This window comes from Cupriavidus sp. CPT47-8839-RL05A (assembly GCF_058792255.1).
On the sequence record NZ_JBYTEG010000018.1, the window covers coordinates 18,555 to 32,286 of the forward strand.

Here is a 13,732-nt window from a genome sequence, read left to right on the forward strand (position 1 = left end):
GTTCCGCAACAGGATTGGCAACAACAGACCGGGCGCCAGGCTCAGAACGGCTTGACGACCACCAGGATCACCACCGCCAGCAGCACCAGCACCGGCAGCTCATTGAACCAGCGATAAAACTTGTGCGCGCGCGTATTGCGCCCCGCCTCGAACCTGCGCAGCAGCACGCCGCAGCCGTGGTGGTAGCCGATCAGCACCAGCACCAGCGCCAGCTTGGCGTGCATCCAGCCCTGCCCCGCGCCGCGGCCGATGCCGTAGCCCAGGTACAGCCACAGCCCGAACACCACCGCCGGCACCGCCAGCATGGTCATGAAGCGGAACAGCTTGCGCGCCATCAGCAACAGGCGCTGCGTGCTGGCGGCGTCGGTTTCCAGCGCCAGATTGATGAAGATGCGCGGCAGGTAGAACAGGCCGGCGAACCACGAGACCACAAAGACGATATGCAGCGCTTTGACCCAGAGCATCGGCAGAGAGACGTTCGAGAACGATTGTTATTGTTGTTGGCGCGCGAGCGTCAGGTGCGGATCTCGCCGTGCCCAAAGACCACGTACTTCAGCGAGGTCAGCCCTTCCAGCCCGACCGGGCCGCGTGCATGCAGCTTGTCGTTGGAGATGCCGATCTCCGCGCCCAGGCCATACTCGAAGCCATCGGCAAAGCGGGTCGAGGCATTGATCATCACGCTGGCCGAATCGACCTCGCGGATAAAGCGCATGCCCGCCGAGTAGTTCTCGGTGATGATCGAATCGGTATGGTGCGAACCGTATTCGTTGATATGGGCGACGGCCTCGTCGAGTCCGGCCACGGTCTTGATGGCGAGGATCGGCGCCAGGTATTCCAGGCGCCAGTCCTCCTCGGCGGCATCGACCAGGCCGGCGAAGCCGGCGGCTTCCAGCGTGGCGCGGGTGGCCGGGCACACGCGCAGCTCGACGCCCTTCTCCTGGTAGATGCGGCACAGCGGCGGCAGCGCGGCGGCGGCGATGTCCTGCGACACCAGCAGCGTCTCCATGGTGTTGCACGGCGCATAGCGCTGCGTCTTGGCGTTGTCGCAGACGCGCACGGCCTTGTCCAGGTCGGCATCGGCGTCGATATAGACGTGGCAGATGCCGTCCAGGTGCTTGATCATCGGCACGCGCGCTTCTTCCATCAGCCGCGTGATCAGGCTCTTGCCGCCGCGCGGCACGATCACGTCGACGTATTCGGTCATGGTGATGAGACGGCCCACGGCGGCGCGATCGGTAGTCTCGATCACCTGCACGGCCTCGGACGGCAGGCCGGCTTCGGCCAGGCCTTCGGCCACCAGCGCGGCCAGCGCAGTGTTCGATTCGATCGCCTCGGAACCGCCGCGCAGGATGGTGGCGTTGCCCGACTTCAGGCACAGCGCCGCGGCGTCGATGGTCACGTTGGGGCGCGACTCGTAGATGATGCCGATCACGCCCAGCGGCACCCGCATCTGGCCGACCTGGATGCCGGTCGGGCGGAACTTCATGTTCGAGATCTCGCCGATCGGGTCGGCCAGCGCGGCGATCTGCTCCAGGCCCGCGGCCATGGTGGCGATGGCCTTGTCCGACAGCGTCAGGCGGTCGATGAAGGCGGCGTCCTGGCCGTTGGCGCGGGCGCGTTCAAGGTCACGCGCGTTGACCGCCTTGAGCTTGTCCGCATCGCGGCGGATGGCCGCGGCAATGGTCAGCAGCGCACGGTTCTTGTCGGCCGTGGAGGCACGCGCCATGGCGCGCGACGCGGCGCGGGCCTGGCGGCCGACGCGGTCCATGTATTGGTTGAGGTCGAGCTCGTTCATGTCAGTGGCCCTGGGGTGGTGGCCGTCAGTGTGTTTTCCGTCCCCCCGCCGCACGCGGCGGGGGAAGCAAACCTGTAGAGTTGCGCGTTCAGCGCGCGATCATCAGGGCAAGCTGCTGCAGCCCGTCCCATGGTTCCGCCGGCAGCGGGCTGCCGCCCGGTGGCGGCAGGTCCGACAGGCCCTTGACCTGGCGGTCCAGCCGCGCCGCCAGCGCCAGCGCCGCTTCCAGCCTTGGCTGCGCCAGGCGCTGCGCGGCCTGCGGCACCAGCCGCTCGCGCGGGCCCCAGACGCGCAGCTCGCGCATCAGCACACCCGCCGGCTTGCCGGCCGCCAGCCCTTGCCGGACCTTGGATAATACGCGAATTTCCTCGGTCAGCGCCCACAGCACCAGCACCGTGGCCTCGCCCTCGCCGCGCAGCCCTTCGAGCATGCGCACCAGCCGCGGCACGTCGCCAGATAGCATCGATTCAGACAGCTTGAACACGTCATAGCGGGCCACATTCAGCACCGCATCGTGCACCTGGTCGAAGGTGAGTTCGCCGGGCGGGTACAGCAGCCCCAGCTTCTGGATTTCCTGGTGCGCCGCCAGCAGGTTGCCCTCGACCTTGTCGGCGATGAACTGCAGCGCACGCCGGCCCGGCTCGCCGCCTTCGACGCGCTGCTGCTGCAGCGACAGCCGCTCGCCGACCCAGGCCGGCAGCCGGGTGCGGTCCACGGTGTCGACCTTGATCGACACGCCGGCGCCTTCCAGCGCCTGGAACCAGGCCGACTTGGACGCGGCAAAATCCAGCCGCGGCAGCGTCACCAGCAGCACCACGTCGGGCGACGGCTGGGCGGCCACGGCGCGCAGCGCCTCGCCGCCGTCCTTGCCGGGCTTGCCCGACGGGATGCGGAGTTCAACGATCTTGCGGTCGCCAAAGAGCGACATCGACTGCTGCGCCTCGACCAGCTGGCCCCAGTGGAAGCCGCGCTCGGCCACCAGCACGTCGCGCTCGGAGAAGCCGGCTTCGCGCGCCGCGGCGCGCAGGCGGTCGACGGCTTCCAGCACCAGCAGGTGTTCGTCGCCGTGCACCACGTACAGCGGTGCCAGGCCCTTGGCCTTGGCCTGCCTCAGGTGCGCGTCGAGCCCGTCGAGCTTGAGCTGCATGCCGTGATCAGATGGCCTTGACGGCGGCCAGCCGGCGCATCAGCTGCTGCACGATATCGCGCTGCATGTCGCGGTACAGCTGCTGCTCTTCGTAGTCCTTGGCCAGCGTGTTGGCTTCGTTGTAGGTCAGGTCGCGCGTCAGCACCAGCTGCGACGGCGCGATCAGTTCCTTGCCGGCGGGGTCGCGCAGGCGGAAGGTGAAGCGCTGCGTCAGGCGGTATTCACGCACCACGCCCTCGGTCGTGATCGACAGGATCGACTTGGTGCGGGTGTCCTGCAGCACGTCCAGCAGGGCGTCGGCCTCTTTCTGGTCGGCCACGACCTGGGTGTCGGAGCCGCCGCGGATGGCGCGGCGCAGGTCCGCGCCCATCAGCGAATTGGCCGGAATCCCGATATAGAGCCGCTTGAAGGCGAAATCCGCGTTGCCGCGCATGTGGAAGCCGCAACCGGCCAGCAGGCCCGTTGCCGGCACTGCCAGCATTGCCGCGAGCACCTTGCGGCGCCCCATGTTCAGTCGCTTCATTCTTGGCGATTCCTTGTCAGGTTCCGGGGCCAGCTTACAACACCACGTTGACCAGGCGGCCGGGGACCACCACGATCTTCTTCGGCGCCTTGCCCTCGGCAAACTTGGCCACGGTCTCGCTGGCGGCGGCGGTTGCCTCGATCGCGGCGCGGTCGGCTTCGGCGGGCACGGTGATGCTGCCGCGCACCTTGCCGTTGATCTGCAGCACCAGTTCGATCTCGCTGCGCACCAGCGCGGCTTCATCGACCTGCGGCCACGGCGCGTCGAGCAGGTCGCCGGCTTCGGCGGCGTAGCCCAGCTGGTCCCACAGGCCGTGGGTGACGTGCGGCACCACCGGGTACAGCACGCGCAGCAGGATGCCGAAGCACTCGCGGCGCGCGGCCGGCGAAGCGGTCTTGGCGTCGTCCAGCGCGTTCAGCATCTTCATCGTGGCGGACACCACGGTGTTGTACTGAATGCGCTGGTAGTCGTAGTTGGCCTGCTTGAGCACGCCGTGGATCTCGCGGCGCAGGTCGGCGTCATCGGCAGTCGGCTTGCCGCCGGCGCCGTCGCGGATGGCCGCGGCATTGGCATAGCCGTAGTTCCACACGCGGCGCAGGAAGCGCGAGGCGCCCTCGACGCCCGAGCCGCTCCATTCCAGCTGCTGCTCCGGCGGCGCGGCGAACATCACGAACAGGCGCGCGGTGTCGGCGCCGTACTGGTCGATCAGCGCCTGCGGATCGATGCCGTTGTTCTTGGACTTCGACATCTTCTCGACGCCGCCGATCACCACCGGCTGGCCGTCGGCGATCAGCGTGGCGCCCACCGGGCGGCCGCGCTCGTCGGTGCGCAGGTCGACCTCGGCCGGGTTGTACCAGTGCTTCTTGCCCGACGCGTCTTCACGGTAGTAGGTCTCGTTGAGCACCATGCCCTGCGTCAGCAGGTTGGTGAAGGGCTCGTCGAACTTGACCAGGTCCAGGTCGCGCATGACCTTGGTCCAGAAGCGTGCGTACAGCAGGTGCAGGATCGCGTGCTCGATGCCGCCGATGTACTGGTCCATCGGCATCCAGTAATCGTTGCGCGCATCGACCATGGTGGCCGCATCCGGGCAGGTATAGCGCATGTAGTACCAGCACGAGTCGATGAAGGTATCCATCGTGTCGGTCTCGCGGCGCGCCGGCTTGCCGCACGACGGGCAGGTGCACTGCAGGAAGCGCGCATCCTTGGCCAGCGGGTTGCCGGTGCCGTCCGGAACCAGGTCTTCGGGCAGCACCACCGGCAGGTCTTTCTCAGGGACCGGCACCACGCCGCAGCTGTCGCAGTGGATCAGCGGGATCGGCGTACCCCAGTAGCGCTGGCGCGAGATGCCCCAGTCGCGCAGGCGCCAGGTCACCTTCTTCTCACCCAGGCCCTTGGCGCCCAGGTCGGCGGCAATGGCTTCGACCGCGGCCTGGTAGCCGAGGCCGTCGTACTTGCCGCTGTGGATGCAGGTGCCGTTTTCCTTGTCGCCGTACCATTCCTGCCAGGCTTCGGTCGAGTACGGCTGGCCCTTCACGTCGATGACTTGCTTGATCGGCAGCTTGTACTTGAGCGCGAAGGCGAAGTCGCGCTCGTCGTGCGCGGGCACGCCCATCACGGCGCCGTCGCCGTAGCTCATCAGCACGTAGTTGCCGACCCACACGTCGACCTTCTCGCCGGTCAGCGGGTGCACCACTTGCAGGCCGGTCGGCATGCCCTTCTTCTCCATGGTCGCCATGTCGGCTTCCATGACCGAGCCGTGCTTGCATTCGTCGATGAAGGCAGCCAGTTCGGGGTTGTTCAGCGCGGCGTGGGTGGCCAGCGGGTGCTCGGCGGCGACCGCGCAGAAGGTCACGCCCATGATGGTGTCGGCGCGCGTGGTGAACACGTACAGCTTGCCGTCATTGATCGGCTTGCCGTCCTCGCCCGGGATGTCGTGCGGGAACGCAAAGCGCACGCCCACGCTCTTGCCGATCCAGTTCTGCTGCATCACCTTGACGCGCTCGGGCCAGCCCAGCTGGTCCAGGTCGCCCAGCAGTTCCTCCGCATATTCGGTGATGCGCAGGTAGTACATCGGGATCTCGCGCTTTTCCACCACCGCGCCGGAGCGCCAGCCGCGGCCGTCGATGACCTGCTCGTTGGCCAGCACGGTCTGGTCGACCGGGTCCCAGTTGACGGTGCCGGTCTTGCGGTAGGCGATGCCCTTTTCCAGCATCTTCAGGAACAGCCACTGGTTCCAGCGGTAGTAGTCCGGGCTGCAGGTGGCGACTTCGCGCGACCAGTCGATCGCCAGGCCCATCGACTGCATCTGCTTCTTCATGTAAGCGATGTTGTCGTAGGTCCAGGCCGCCGGCGCCACGCCGTTGTTCAGCGCGGCGTTCTCGGCCGGCATGCCGAAGGCGTCCCAGCCCATCGGCATCAGCACGTTGTTGCCGTTCATGCGCAGGTAGCGCGCCATCACGTCGTTGATGGTGTAGTTGCGCACGTGGCCCATGTGCAGCTTGCCCGACGGATACGGCAGCATCGAGCAGGCGTAGAACTTGGGCTTTTCCTTGCCGTCGGCCCCGGCCGCATGCTCCGACACGCGATAGGCGTCGATGGCTTGCCAGTGCTGCTGGGCGGCTTGTTCAACGGCGGAAGGAAGGTATTTGTCTTGCATGGTCGGGACAGCAGTCAGGACAACGTTTGCGCGGCAACTGGCCTGCCGGCATCCGGGGGAATCGTTGGGATGAGAGCAGCGGGCGCGCCGCTTGCGCGGCGCCCGCCGGGCGTGCAATGCGAAAGAAGACGATTATAACCGTGGCGGCAGGCCAGTTTCGGCCCTGCGCGCCCCGCGGCGCCTTACTTCAGGCCCAGCACGTCCTGCATGTCGAACAGGCCGTTGGGCTTGTCGGCGAGGAAACGGGCGGCGCGCACGGCACCGTCGGCATACGACTGGCGGCTGGACGACTTGTGGCTGATCTCGATGCGCTCGCCGATGCCGGCGAACATCACGGTGTGGTCGCCGACGATATCGCCGCCGCGCACGGTGGCAAAACCGATCGAGTTGGGATCGCGCTCGCCGGTGTGGCCTTCGCGGGCATAGACGGCACAGGTCTTGAGGTCGCGGCCAAGCGCATCGGCAATCACTTCACCCATCTTCAGCGCGGTGCCCGACGGGGCGTCGACCTTGAAGCGGTGGTGCGCCTCGATCACTTCGATGTCATAGCCGGTCGACAGCAGCCTGGCGGCCACTTCCAGCAGCTTGAAGGTGGCGTTGACGCCGACGCTGAAGTTGGCGGCGAAGACGATGCCGATCGACCTGGCGGCCTCGGCCAGCGCGGCCTTGCCGGCCTCGTCGAAGCCGGTGGTGCCGATCACCATTTTCACGCCCAGCTTCTTCGCCGCGGCCACGTGGGCCAGCGTGCCTTCGGGGCGGGTGAAGTCGATCAGGCAGTCCGCGCCGGCCAGCACCGCTTCCACATCGGAACTGATCGCCACGCCGGTCTGCCGGCCCAGCAGCAGGCCCGCATCCTGTCCTAGCGCCGGCGAGCCCGGCACGTCGAGCGCGCCCGCCAGGCTCACGCCCTCGGTGTTCAGCACTTGTTCGATCAGCATGCGGCCCATGCGGCCCGATGCGCCTGCAATGGCGATGTTCATGGTGTCTGGCTCAGCGGAATATGCGCAATGCGCGGAAAGTGATCGAGCCGGCCATGCCTGACCGGCCCGGAAAACTGGTGGCGCGCCGCCGCCGGCGCGCCGTGCGGCCGATCAGTTGGCGGCCGGTTTGGGGGCTTCGGCCGGCGCGGGGGCCTGGGCCGGCGCCGCTGCCTCGGCGGGAGCGGCCGGCGATGCCGCAGCGGCGGGTGCCGCTTCCGGCTGCTGCGCCTGCCGCGGCACAAAGTTCTCTACCGTGGTCTGCGCTTCGGCCGGGGCGGCCGCGGCGGCTGCCGCGCCGGTGGAGATCTTGCCCGGCGTCTGGTCCTTCAGCGCCTTTTTCATGCCGTCGATCTCGGCAATCAGCTCATACTCGGACGGCAGTTCATCGCCGCCGAACTTGACCAGCCGGTCGCCTTCGAAAAACACCGTATAGCGGCGCTGCTGCACCACGGGGGTGTTGCCGCGGCGGAACGAGAACACATAGTCCCAGCGGTCGGCGTGGAACACGTCATTCAGCAGCGGCGTGCCGAGCAGGAACTTGACCTGGTCGCGCGTCATGCCTTCGCGCAGTTGCGATACGGCCTCGCGCGAGACGAAATTGCCCTGCACGATGTTGATCCGGTACGGCGTGATGGCGTTGGCTACCTTGCGCGAGGTGGAATCGTAGGCTGAGCAGGCGCCGGCCAGCAGGGCCGCGGCCAGCAGGGAAACAACCAGCGTCGGGCGCATGGCGGACGAACGGATAGAACGCATGTATCTCGCTTCCGGGAGGGAAAGAAAAGTACCGCGGCAAGGTACTGCAAAGCGGGCACAAAAACGGCGCAATATGCGCCGATTGCACCACACACGCCTGTTGCGCCTGCCGCGACAACCACATGGGACGGCAACCGTGCCGGGCGCGTGACGTCGACCTGGGACATCACTACCGCGAGCGACTTTTGCTGCCAAAACCCTTATGATTCAACTATCCAGTCATTGTACTCTAGGGAGTCACCCACATGCCGAGTCCGGCGGACCTCAAGAACATCGGCCTGAAGGCGACCGTGCCCAGGCTGAAGATTCTTGAAATTTTTCAGACCAGTGAACAGCGGCACCTGAGCGCGGAAGACGTCTACCGTATCCTGCTGAACGAGCATATGGATATCGGCCTGGCCACCGTCTACCGCGTGCTGACCCAGTTCGAGCAGGCAGGCCTGCTCTCGCGCAACAACTTTGAATCCGGCAAGGCGATTTTCGAACTCAACGAAGGCAAGCACCATGACCACCTGGTGTGCCTCGACTGCGGCCGCGTCGAGGAGTTCTTCGACTCTGAAATCGAGCACCGCCAGCAAAGCATTGCGCGCGAGCGCGGCTTTACGCTGCAGGAACATGCACTGTCGCTGTACGGCAACTGCACCAAAACAGACTGTCCCCACAGACCCAAACGATAAGCCTGCACGCTCCAGCGCGGAGCGCAGACGGGCAACAAAAAACCGGCGCCAGGCGCCGGTTTTTTGTTTCGACTGCTCGCCGCAGGATGCTGCTCAGGGCGCCTGCAGGTCCTGCAGGTCCTGTTCGGTGACCACCCGTGCCGGGCGTGCCGGCGGCAGTCCGACAAACTCGCCCACTACCTGGCGGAACAGGTTGCGCGCCCACACCAGCATCGGATGGGTGTTGCGGCTGCGGTGCCAGAACATGTTCAGGCCGAGCGTGGTGTTCAGTTCCGACGGCAGCGGGAAGGCCTTCAGGCCATAGGTCTCGCAGGCCATGTCCTTGGTCAGCGCATTGACGGTGAAGATCATGTCGGTCTGCGAGGCCAGTTCGGCCTGGGCACGCCATGAATGTACCGTCAGCGTCGCATTGCGCTTGAGCCCGCGCTGCTGCAGCGCGTAGTCGAGCGGAATCAGCGACGGCGCCGGGCGGCCGGAGCCGCCGGAATGCGCCATGAAAATATGGCCGCAATCCAGGTATTGCTCCAGCGAGCAGTGGTTCTTGAGCACCGGATGGCTCTTGCGCGCGCAAACCCACAGGTTCAGAGACGTCACCATTTCCTCGACGATTTCCGGGTGGCGGGTCGGGAACGGCGAAAAGGCCAGGTCAAGTTCGTTGGCGCGCATCGAGGCGACGTCCGTTTCCCATGAATGGGATTCGACCAGCTTGATATGCAGGTCCGGCGCCAGCTGCTTGATACGCAGCACAAAACGGTTGAATACCGTGTCGCCCAGCTCGGCGGCAAAGCCGATGCTCAGCGTGCCGGTGGCAGTGGCCGGATCAAAATTGTCGGCATCGCCCTCGTTGATCGACGACCACAAGTCCAGCATGTCGCGGATCTTCGGCCCCAGTTCCAGCGCACGCGGCGTTGGCGTCAGGCCATGCGGGACGCGAATGAAGAGCGGATCGTCAAAGATTTCACGCAGCCTGCCCAGCGAGTGCGATACGGCCGGTGCGGTCATATGCATCTTTTCCGCTACATAAGTGGCGTTTCGCTTGCTCAGTAGTTCGGTGAAGATCACTAAAAGCTTCGTGTCTACGTTCACCATGATCAGGCCTCGGTCGGATTATTCTTAGCTAGATGGCCCCACCACTTGCACTGGCTGCACATCAGATTTCAACGGCGTCTTAATAGTGTAAGAGGAAAAAACAAGCTCGGAAAGCAAATTCGGCATTTCTGAAATGGCCGTCTACGCCATATTTCTGAAAAATTGCGCTCTTTTTCCACTATTGACCGCATATGTGAACATTTCCCGCGCCGCAACATGCACTCGTGCATCGGGGTATAGTGGATCCGCCGTTCCCATTTTTATCATTCTTTTCTGACGGCTCGATCCCGGCCATCATGCCTGAACATTTCCGCCTGCCCGTACCACTCCCGAAAGCCTACCGCTTGCTGAACCACGGCCCCACCGTGCTGGTCAGCGCCGCCGCCGGCGGCAAGCGCAATATCATGGCCGCCGCCTGGGCCATGCCGCTCGACTTCGCTCCGCCCAAGGTGGCAGTGGTGCTGGACAAGAGCACCTGGACCCGGCGCCTGCTGGAAGACAGCGGCGAGTTTGTGCTGCAGGTCCCTACCGTCAGCCAGGTCGACCTGACCGAGGCGCTGGGCTCGAGCTCGGGCCTGGCACTGATGGAGCAGGAAGGCACCGACAAGTTCGACGCCTACGGCCTCGACACCTTTGCCGGCACGGCGGTGGGCGCGCCGCTGCTGGAGGGCTGCGCGGCCTGGCTGGAATGCCGGCTGCTGCCGGAGCCGGCCACGCAGCAGACCTACGACCTGTTCCTTGGCGAAGTCGTGGCCGCGCAGGCGGACTCGCGCGTGTTCAGCAACGGGCGCTGGCATTTCAACGGCCATGATGCGCTGCGCACCATCCACCATGTGGCTGGCGGCCATTTCCTGGTGGACGGCGACGCAATCGACGCGCGCCCGCTGGCGCCCCGCCCGGCTGGCTGAATATCACAGCGCCGGAAAATGAAAAACGCGCCCGAAGGCGCGTTTTCCTTTACCGCGGAAGCTGCCGGATTACTTGGCCGCGACGCGGACCATTTCCAGCACCTTGTTCGAGTAGCCCCACTCGTTGTCGTACCAGCTCACGACCTTGATGAAGGTGCCGTCCAGCGCGATGCCGGCTTCGGCGTCGAAGATCGAGGTGCGGGCGTCGCCGCGGAAGTCGGTGGCGACGACCTTGTCTTCGGTGTAGCCCAGCACGCCCTTGAGCGCACCCTGGCTCTGGGCCTTCATCTCGGCGCAGATTTCTTCGTACGTCGCCGGCTTTTCCAGCTCGACGGTCAGGTCGACCACGGACACGTCCGAGGTCGGCACGCGGAACGACATGCCGGTCAGCTTCTTGTTCAGCTGCGGAATCACCACGCCCACGGCCTTGGCGGCGCCGGTCGACGACGGGATGATGTTTTCCAGGATGCCGCGGCCGCCGCGCCAGTCCTTGTTGGACGGCCCGTCAACGGTCTTCTGGGTGGCGGTGGCAGCGTGCACGGTGGTCATCAGGCCGCGCTTGATGCCCCACTTGTCGTTCAGCACCTTGGCCACCGGTGCCAGGCAGTTGGTGGTGCAGCTGGCGTTGGAGATGATCGCCTCGCCCTTGTACGATTCGTGGTTCACGCCGTACACGAACATCGGGGTGTCGTCCTTGGACGGAGCCGACATGATCACCTTCTTCGCGCCCGCGTCGAGGTGCTTCTGCGCGCCTTCCTTGGTCAGGAAGATGCCGGTCGACTCGACCACCACGTCGGCACCGATCTCGCCCCACTTCAGCTCGGCCGGATCCTTGACCGCGGTCAGGCGGATCTTCTTGCCGTTGACGACCAGGGTGTTGCCGTCGACCGACACTTCGCCGTCGAAGCGGCCATGCACCGAGTCGTACTTCAGCATGTACGCCAGGTAGTCGGGCTCCAGCAGGTCGTTGATGCCAACGACTTCGATGTCCTTGAAGTTGGCGACTGCGGCGCGGAACACCATGCGTCCGATGCGGCCGAAGCCGTTGATGCCGATCTTGATGGTCATGACTGTCTCTCCTGAGGATCGATTGAAACCGGTGGGCGCCGCACCGGCCGCGCGGCGCACCACGCGGCTCCAGCGCCCGGATGCTTAGATAAGGGTGTCCTTTACCGTTCGGACAACGTTGTCGACGGTAAAGCCGAAGTGCTTGAACAGCACGCCGGCCGGGGCCGATTCACCGAAGGTGTCGATGCCCACCACCGCCTGGACCTGGTACTTCCACCAGAAGTCCGTCACACCCGCCTCGACCGCCACGCGCGGCACGCCGGCCGGCAGCACGCTGGCCTTGTAGGCGGTGTCCTGCTTGTCGAACACGGTGGTCGCGGGGATCGAGACCACGCGCACGTGCACGCCTTCGGCGGCCAGTGCATCGGCGGCGCCGACGGCCAGGCCGACTTCCGAGCCGGTAGCCAGGATCACGGCGTCCGGACGGTTGGTCTTCGGGTTGACGCTGTCGCGCAGCACGTAGCCGCCGCGCGCGATATTGGCACGGGTGACGTCGTCGCGGCGCTGGAACGGCAGGTTCTGGCGGCTGAAGATCAGGCAGCTCGGGCCGTTCTCGCGGCGGATCGACTCGGCCCAGGCCACGGCGGTCTCGGTGGTGTCGGCGGTGCGCCAGACATCCATGTTCGGGATCAGGCGCAGGCTGGCGACGTGCTCGATCGACTGGTGGGTCGGGCCGTCTTCGCCCAGGCCGATCGAGTCATGGGTGAACACGAACAGCGAGCGGATCTTCATCAGCGCCGCCATGCGCAGCGCATTGCGGCTGTAGTCCGAGAAGGTCAGGAAGGTGGCGCCGTAGGGGATGTAGCCGCCATGCAGCGTGATGCCGTTCATGACGGCGCTCATGCCGAACTCGCGCACGCCGTAGTTGATATGGTTGCCCCAGGCATCCACGCGCACGGCCTGGCTGCCCGACCAGTTGGTCAGGTTCGAGCCGGTCAGGTCGGCCGAGCCGCCGAGGAACTCGGGCAGCACCGGGCCGAAGGCCTCGATGGTGTTCTGGCTGGCCTTGCGGGTGGCGATGGTCTCTGCCTTTTCCTCGCACTTGGCGATAAAGGCTTCAACGGCGGCGTCGAAGGAACCCGGCAGCTCGCCCTTCATGCGGCGGCGGAACTCGCCGGCCTCATACGGGTGGCGCTCGGCGTACGAATCGAATAGCGCGTTCCAGGCACGCTCCAGCGCCTGGCCGTTGGCCTTGGCGTCCCAGGCGTCGTAGACCTCGGCCGGCACTTCGAACGGGGCGTGGGCCCAGCCCAGCGCCTCGCGCGTGGCCAGCACTTCGGCGCCGCCCAGCGGGGCGCCGTGCACGTCGTGGCCGCCTTCCTTGTTCGGGGCGCCCTTGCCGATCTTGGTGCGGCAGCAGATCAGGGTCGGCTTGTCGCTGGCCTTGGCCTGCGAGATCGCCATGTCGACGGCGGTCACGTCATGGCCGTCGATGCCGCGGATCACGTTCCAGCCGTAGGCTTCGAAACGCTTCGGGGTATCGTCGTTGAACCAGTGCACCACGTCGCCGTCAATCGAGATGCCGTTGTCGTCCCACAGTGCGATCAGCTTGTTCAGCTTCAGCGTGCCGGCCAGCGAGCAGGCCTCGTGGCTGATGCCTTCCATCAGGCAGCCATCGCCCAGGAACACATAGGTGTGGTGATTGACGATGTCGTAGCCGGGGCGGTTGAATTCTTCACCCAGCAGGCGTTCGGCCAGCGCCATGCCGACTGCATTGGTGATGCCCTGGCCGAGCGGGCCGGTGGTGGTTTCCACGCCCGGGGTGATGCCGTATTCCGGGTGGCCGGCGGTCTTGCTGTGCAGCTGGCGGAAATTCTTCAGTTCTTCCACCGGCAGCTCATAGCCGGTCAGGTGCAAGAGCGAATAGATCAGCATCGAGCCGTGGCCGTTGGACAGCACAAAGCGGTCGCGGTCGGCCCACTGGGGGTTGCTCGGGTTGTGCTTCAGGTGCCGGCCCCACAGCGCCACGGCGATGTCTGCCATGCCCATCGGTGCACCGGGGTGGCCGGAATTGGCCTGCTGGACGGCGTCCATGGCAAGCACGCGGATGGCGTCGGCCATCAGCTTGGCGGGCTGGGAAGCAAAAGGGCTTGTGGCGGGATGGGCAAGGGCGGACATGCGGGCGGTCTTGGACGT

General features: G+C 65.8%; 12 protein-coding genes. 2 read left to right on the forward strand and 10 right to left on the reverse strand.

Annotated elements, in window-relative coordinates:
• Positions 1-41: 41 nt before the first annotated feature.
• The 7 genes from AC3WVS_RS21470 to AC3WVS_RS21500 all read right to left on the reverse strand — a co-directional run bounded on the left by AC3WVS_RS21470 (position 42) and on the right by AC3WVS_RS21500 (position 7,854).
• Positions 42-464: a CopD family protein gene (locus AC3WVS_RS21470; RefSeq protein ID WP_492320277.1), complete on the reverse strand. Its 423-nt coding sequence runs from the start codon at positions 462-464 to the stop codon at positions 42-44.
• Positions 465-514: 50 nt separating this feature from the next.
• Positions 515-1,795: a glutamate-5-semialdehyde dehydrogenase gene (locus tag AC3WVS_RS21475; RefSeq protein ID WP_492320278.1), complete on the reverse strand. Its 1,281-nt coding sequence runs from the start codon at positions 1,793-1,795 to the stop codon at positions 515-517.
• Positions 1,796-1,883: 88 nt separating this feature from the next.
• Positions 1,884-2,942, reverse strand: coding sequence for a DNA polymerase III subunit delta (holA, locus tag AC3WVS_RS21480; protein WP_010813217.1), 1,059 nt, complete (start codon positions 2,940-2,942; stop codon positions 1,884-1,886).
• A gap of 7 nt (positions 2,943-2,949) precedes the next feature.
• Positions 2,950-3,465 carry an LPS-assembly lipoprotein LptE gene (locus tag AC3WVS_RS21485; RefSeq protein ID WP_340522111.1) on the reverse strand — a complete coding sequence of 172 codons (516 nt, stop codon included), beginning with the start codon at positions 3,463-3,465 and terminating at the stop codon, positions 2,950-2,952.
• A gap of 34 nt (positions 3,466-3,499) precedes the next feature.
• Positions 3,500-6,121, reverse strand: coding sequence for a leucine--tRNA ligase (leuS, locus tag AC3WVS_RS21490; RefSeq protein ID WP_492320279.1), 2,622 nt, complete (start codon positions 6,119-6,121; stop codon positions 3,500-3,502).
• A gap of 182 nt (positions 6,122-6,303) precedes the next feature.
• Positions 6,304-7,101 (reverse strand): 4-hydroxy-tetrahydrodipicolinate reductase, encoded by a 798-nt coding sequence (gene dapB, locus AC3WVS_RS21495; protein ID WP_010813214.1) that lies wholly within the window; start codon positions 7,099-7,101, stop codon positions 6,304-6,306.
• A 111-nt stretch (positions 7,102-7,212) separates the two neighbouring features.
• Positions 7,213-7,854, reverse strand: coding sequence for an outer membrane protein assembly factor BamE (locus tag AC3WVS_RS21500; RefSeq protein ID WP_492320280.1), 642 nt, complete (start codon positions 7,852-7,854; stop codon positions 7,213-7,215).
• A 245-nt stretch (positions 7,855-8,099) separates the two neighbouring features.
• Between AC3WVS_RS21500 and fur the strand changes: the two genes are divergently transcribed.
• Positions 8,100-8,531: a ferric iron uptake transcriptional regulator gene (fur, locus tag AC3WVS_RS21505; protein WP_010813212.1), complete on the forward strand. Its 432-nt coding sequence runs from the start codon at positions 8,100-8,102 to the stop codon at positions 8,529-8,531.
• Positions 8,532-8,624: 93 nt separating this feature from the next.
• Here the strand turns inward: fur and AC3WVS_RS21510 are convergent, their stop codons facing one another.
• The gene (locus tag AC3WVS_RS21510; RefSeq protein ID WP_492320281.1) at positions 8,625-9,620 is read right to left on the reverse strand and encodes a LysR family transcriptional regulator; all 996 of its coding nucleotides are present in this window, start codon (positions 9,618-9,620) and stop codon (positions 8,625-8,627) included.
• Positions 9,621-9,916: 296 nt separating this feature from the next.
• Between AC3WVS_RS21510 and AC3WVS_RS21515 the strand changes: the two genes are divergently transcribed.
• Positions 9,917-10,528: a flavin reductase family protein gene (locus AC3WVS_RS21515; RefSeq protein ID WP_492320282.1), complete on the forward strand. Its 612-nt coding sequence runs from the start codon at positions 9,917-9,919 to the stop codon at positions 10,526-10,528.
• A gap of 69 nt (positions 10,529-10,597) precedes the next feature.
• On the opposite strand, the gene gap is transcribed toward AC3WVS_RS21515, so the two are convergent.
• On the reverse strand, positions 10,598-11,596 hold the full coding sequence (gene gap / locus AC3WVS_RS21520) for a type I glyceraldehyde-3-phosphate dehydrogenase (protein ID WP_492320283.1): 999 nt from the start codon (positions 11,594-11,596) through the stop codon (positions 10,598-10,600).
• A gap of 84 nt (positions 11,597-11,680) precedes the next feature.
• Positions 11,681-13,714 carry a transketolase gene (gene tkt, locus AC3WVS_RS21525; protein WP_492320284.1) on the reverse strand — a complete coding sequence of 678 codons (2,034 nt, stop codon included), beginning with the start codon at positions 13,712-13,714 and terminating at the stop codon, positions 11,681-11,683.
• Between the last annotated feature and the right edge of the window lie 18 nt (positions 13,715-13,732).

Excerpts from the sequence above, each read along its gene's own strand:
- AC3WVS_RS21515 (WP_492320282.1), top strand. The coding sequence starts at position 9,917 with ATGCCTGAACATTTCCGCCTGCCCGTACCACTCCCGAAAGCCTACCGC.
- fur (WP_010813212.1), top strand. The coding sequence starts at position 8,100 with ATGCCGAGTCCGGCGGACCTCAAGAACATCGGCCTGAAGGCGACCGTG.
- holA (WP_010813217.1), bottom strand. The coding sequence starts at position 2,942 with ATGCAGCTCAAGCTCGACGGGCTCGACGCGCACCTGAGGCAGGCCAAG.
- AC3WVS_RS21485 (WP_340522111.1), bottom strand. The coding sequence starts at position 3,465 with ATGAAGCGACTGAACATGGGGCGCCGCAAGGTGCTCGCGGCAATGCTG.
- AC3WVS_RS21475 (WP_492320278.1), bottom strand. The coding sequence starts at position 1,795 with ATGAACGAGCTCGACCTCAACCAATACATGGACCGCGTCGGCCGCCAG.
- AC3WVS_RS21500 (WP_492320280.1), bottom strand. The coding sequence starts at position 7,854 with ATGCGTTCTATCCGTTCGTCCGCCATGCGCCCGACGCTGGTTGTTTCC.
- dapB (WP_010813214.1), bottom strand. The coding sequence starts at position 7,101 with ATGAACATCGCCATTGCAGGCGCATCGGGCCGCATGGGCCGCATGCTG.
- AC3WVS_RS21510 (WP_492320281.1), bottom strand. The coding sequence starts at position 9,620 with ATGGTGAACGTAGACACGAAGCTTTTAGTGATCTTCACCGAACTACTG.
- leuS (WP_492320279.1), bottom strand. The coding sequence starts at position 6,121 with ATGCAAGACAAATACCTTCCTTCCGCCGTTGAACAAGCCGCCCAGCAG.
- AC3WVS_RS21470 (WP_492320277.1), bottom strand. The coding sequence starts at position 464 with ATGCTCTGGGTCAAAGCGCTGCATATCGTCTTTGTGGTCTCGTGGTTC.
- gap (WP_492320283.1), bottom strand. The coding sequence starts at position 11,596 with ATGACCATCAAGATCGGCATCAACGGCTTCGGCCGCATCGGACGCATG.
- tkt (WP_492320284.1), bottom strand. The coding sequence starts at position 13,714 with ATGTCCGCCCTTGCCCATCCCGCCACAAGCCCTTTTGCTTCCCAGCCC.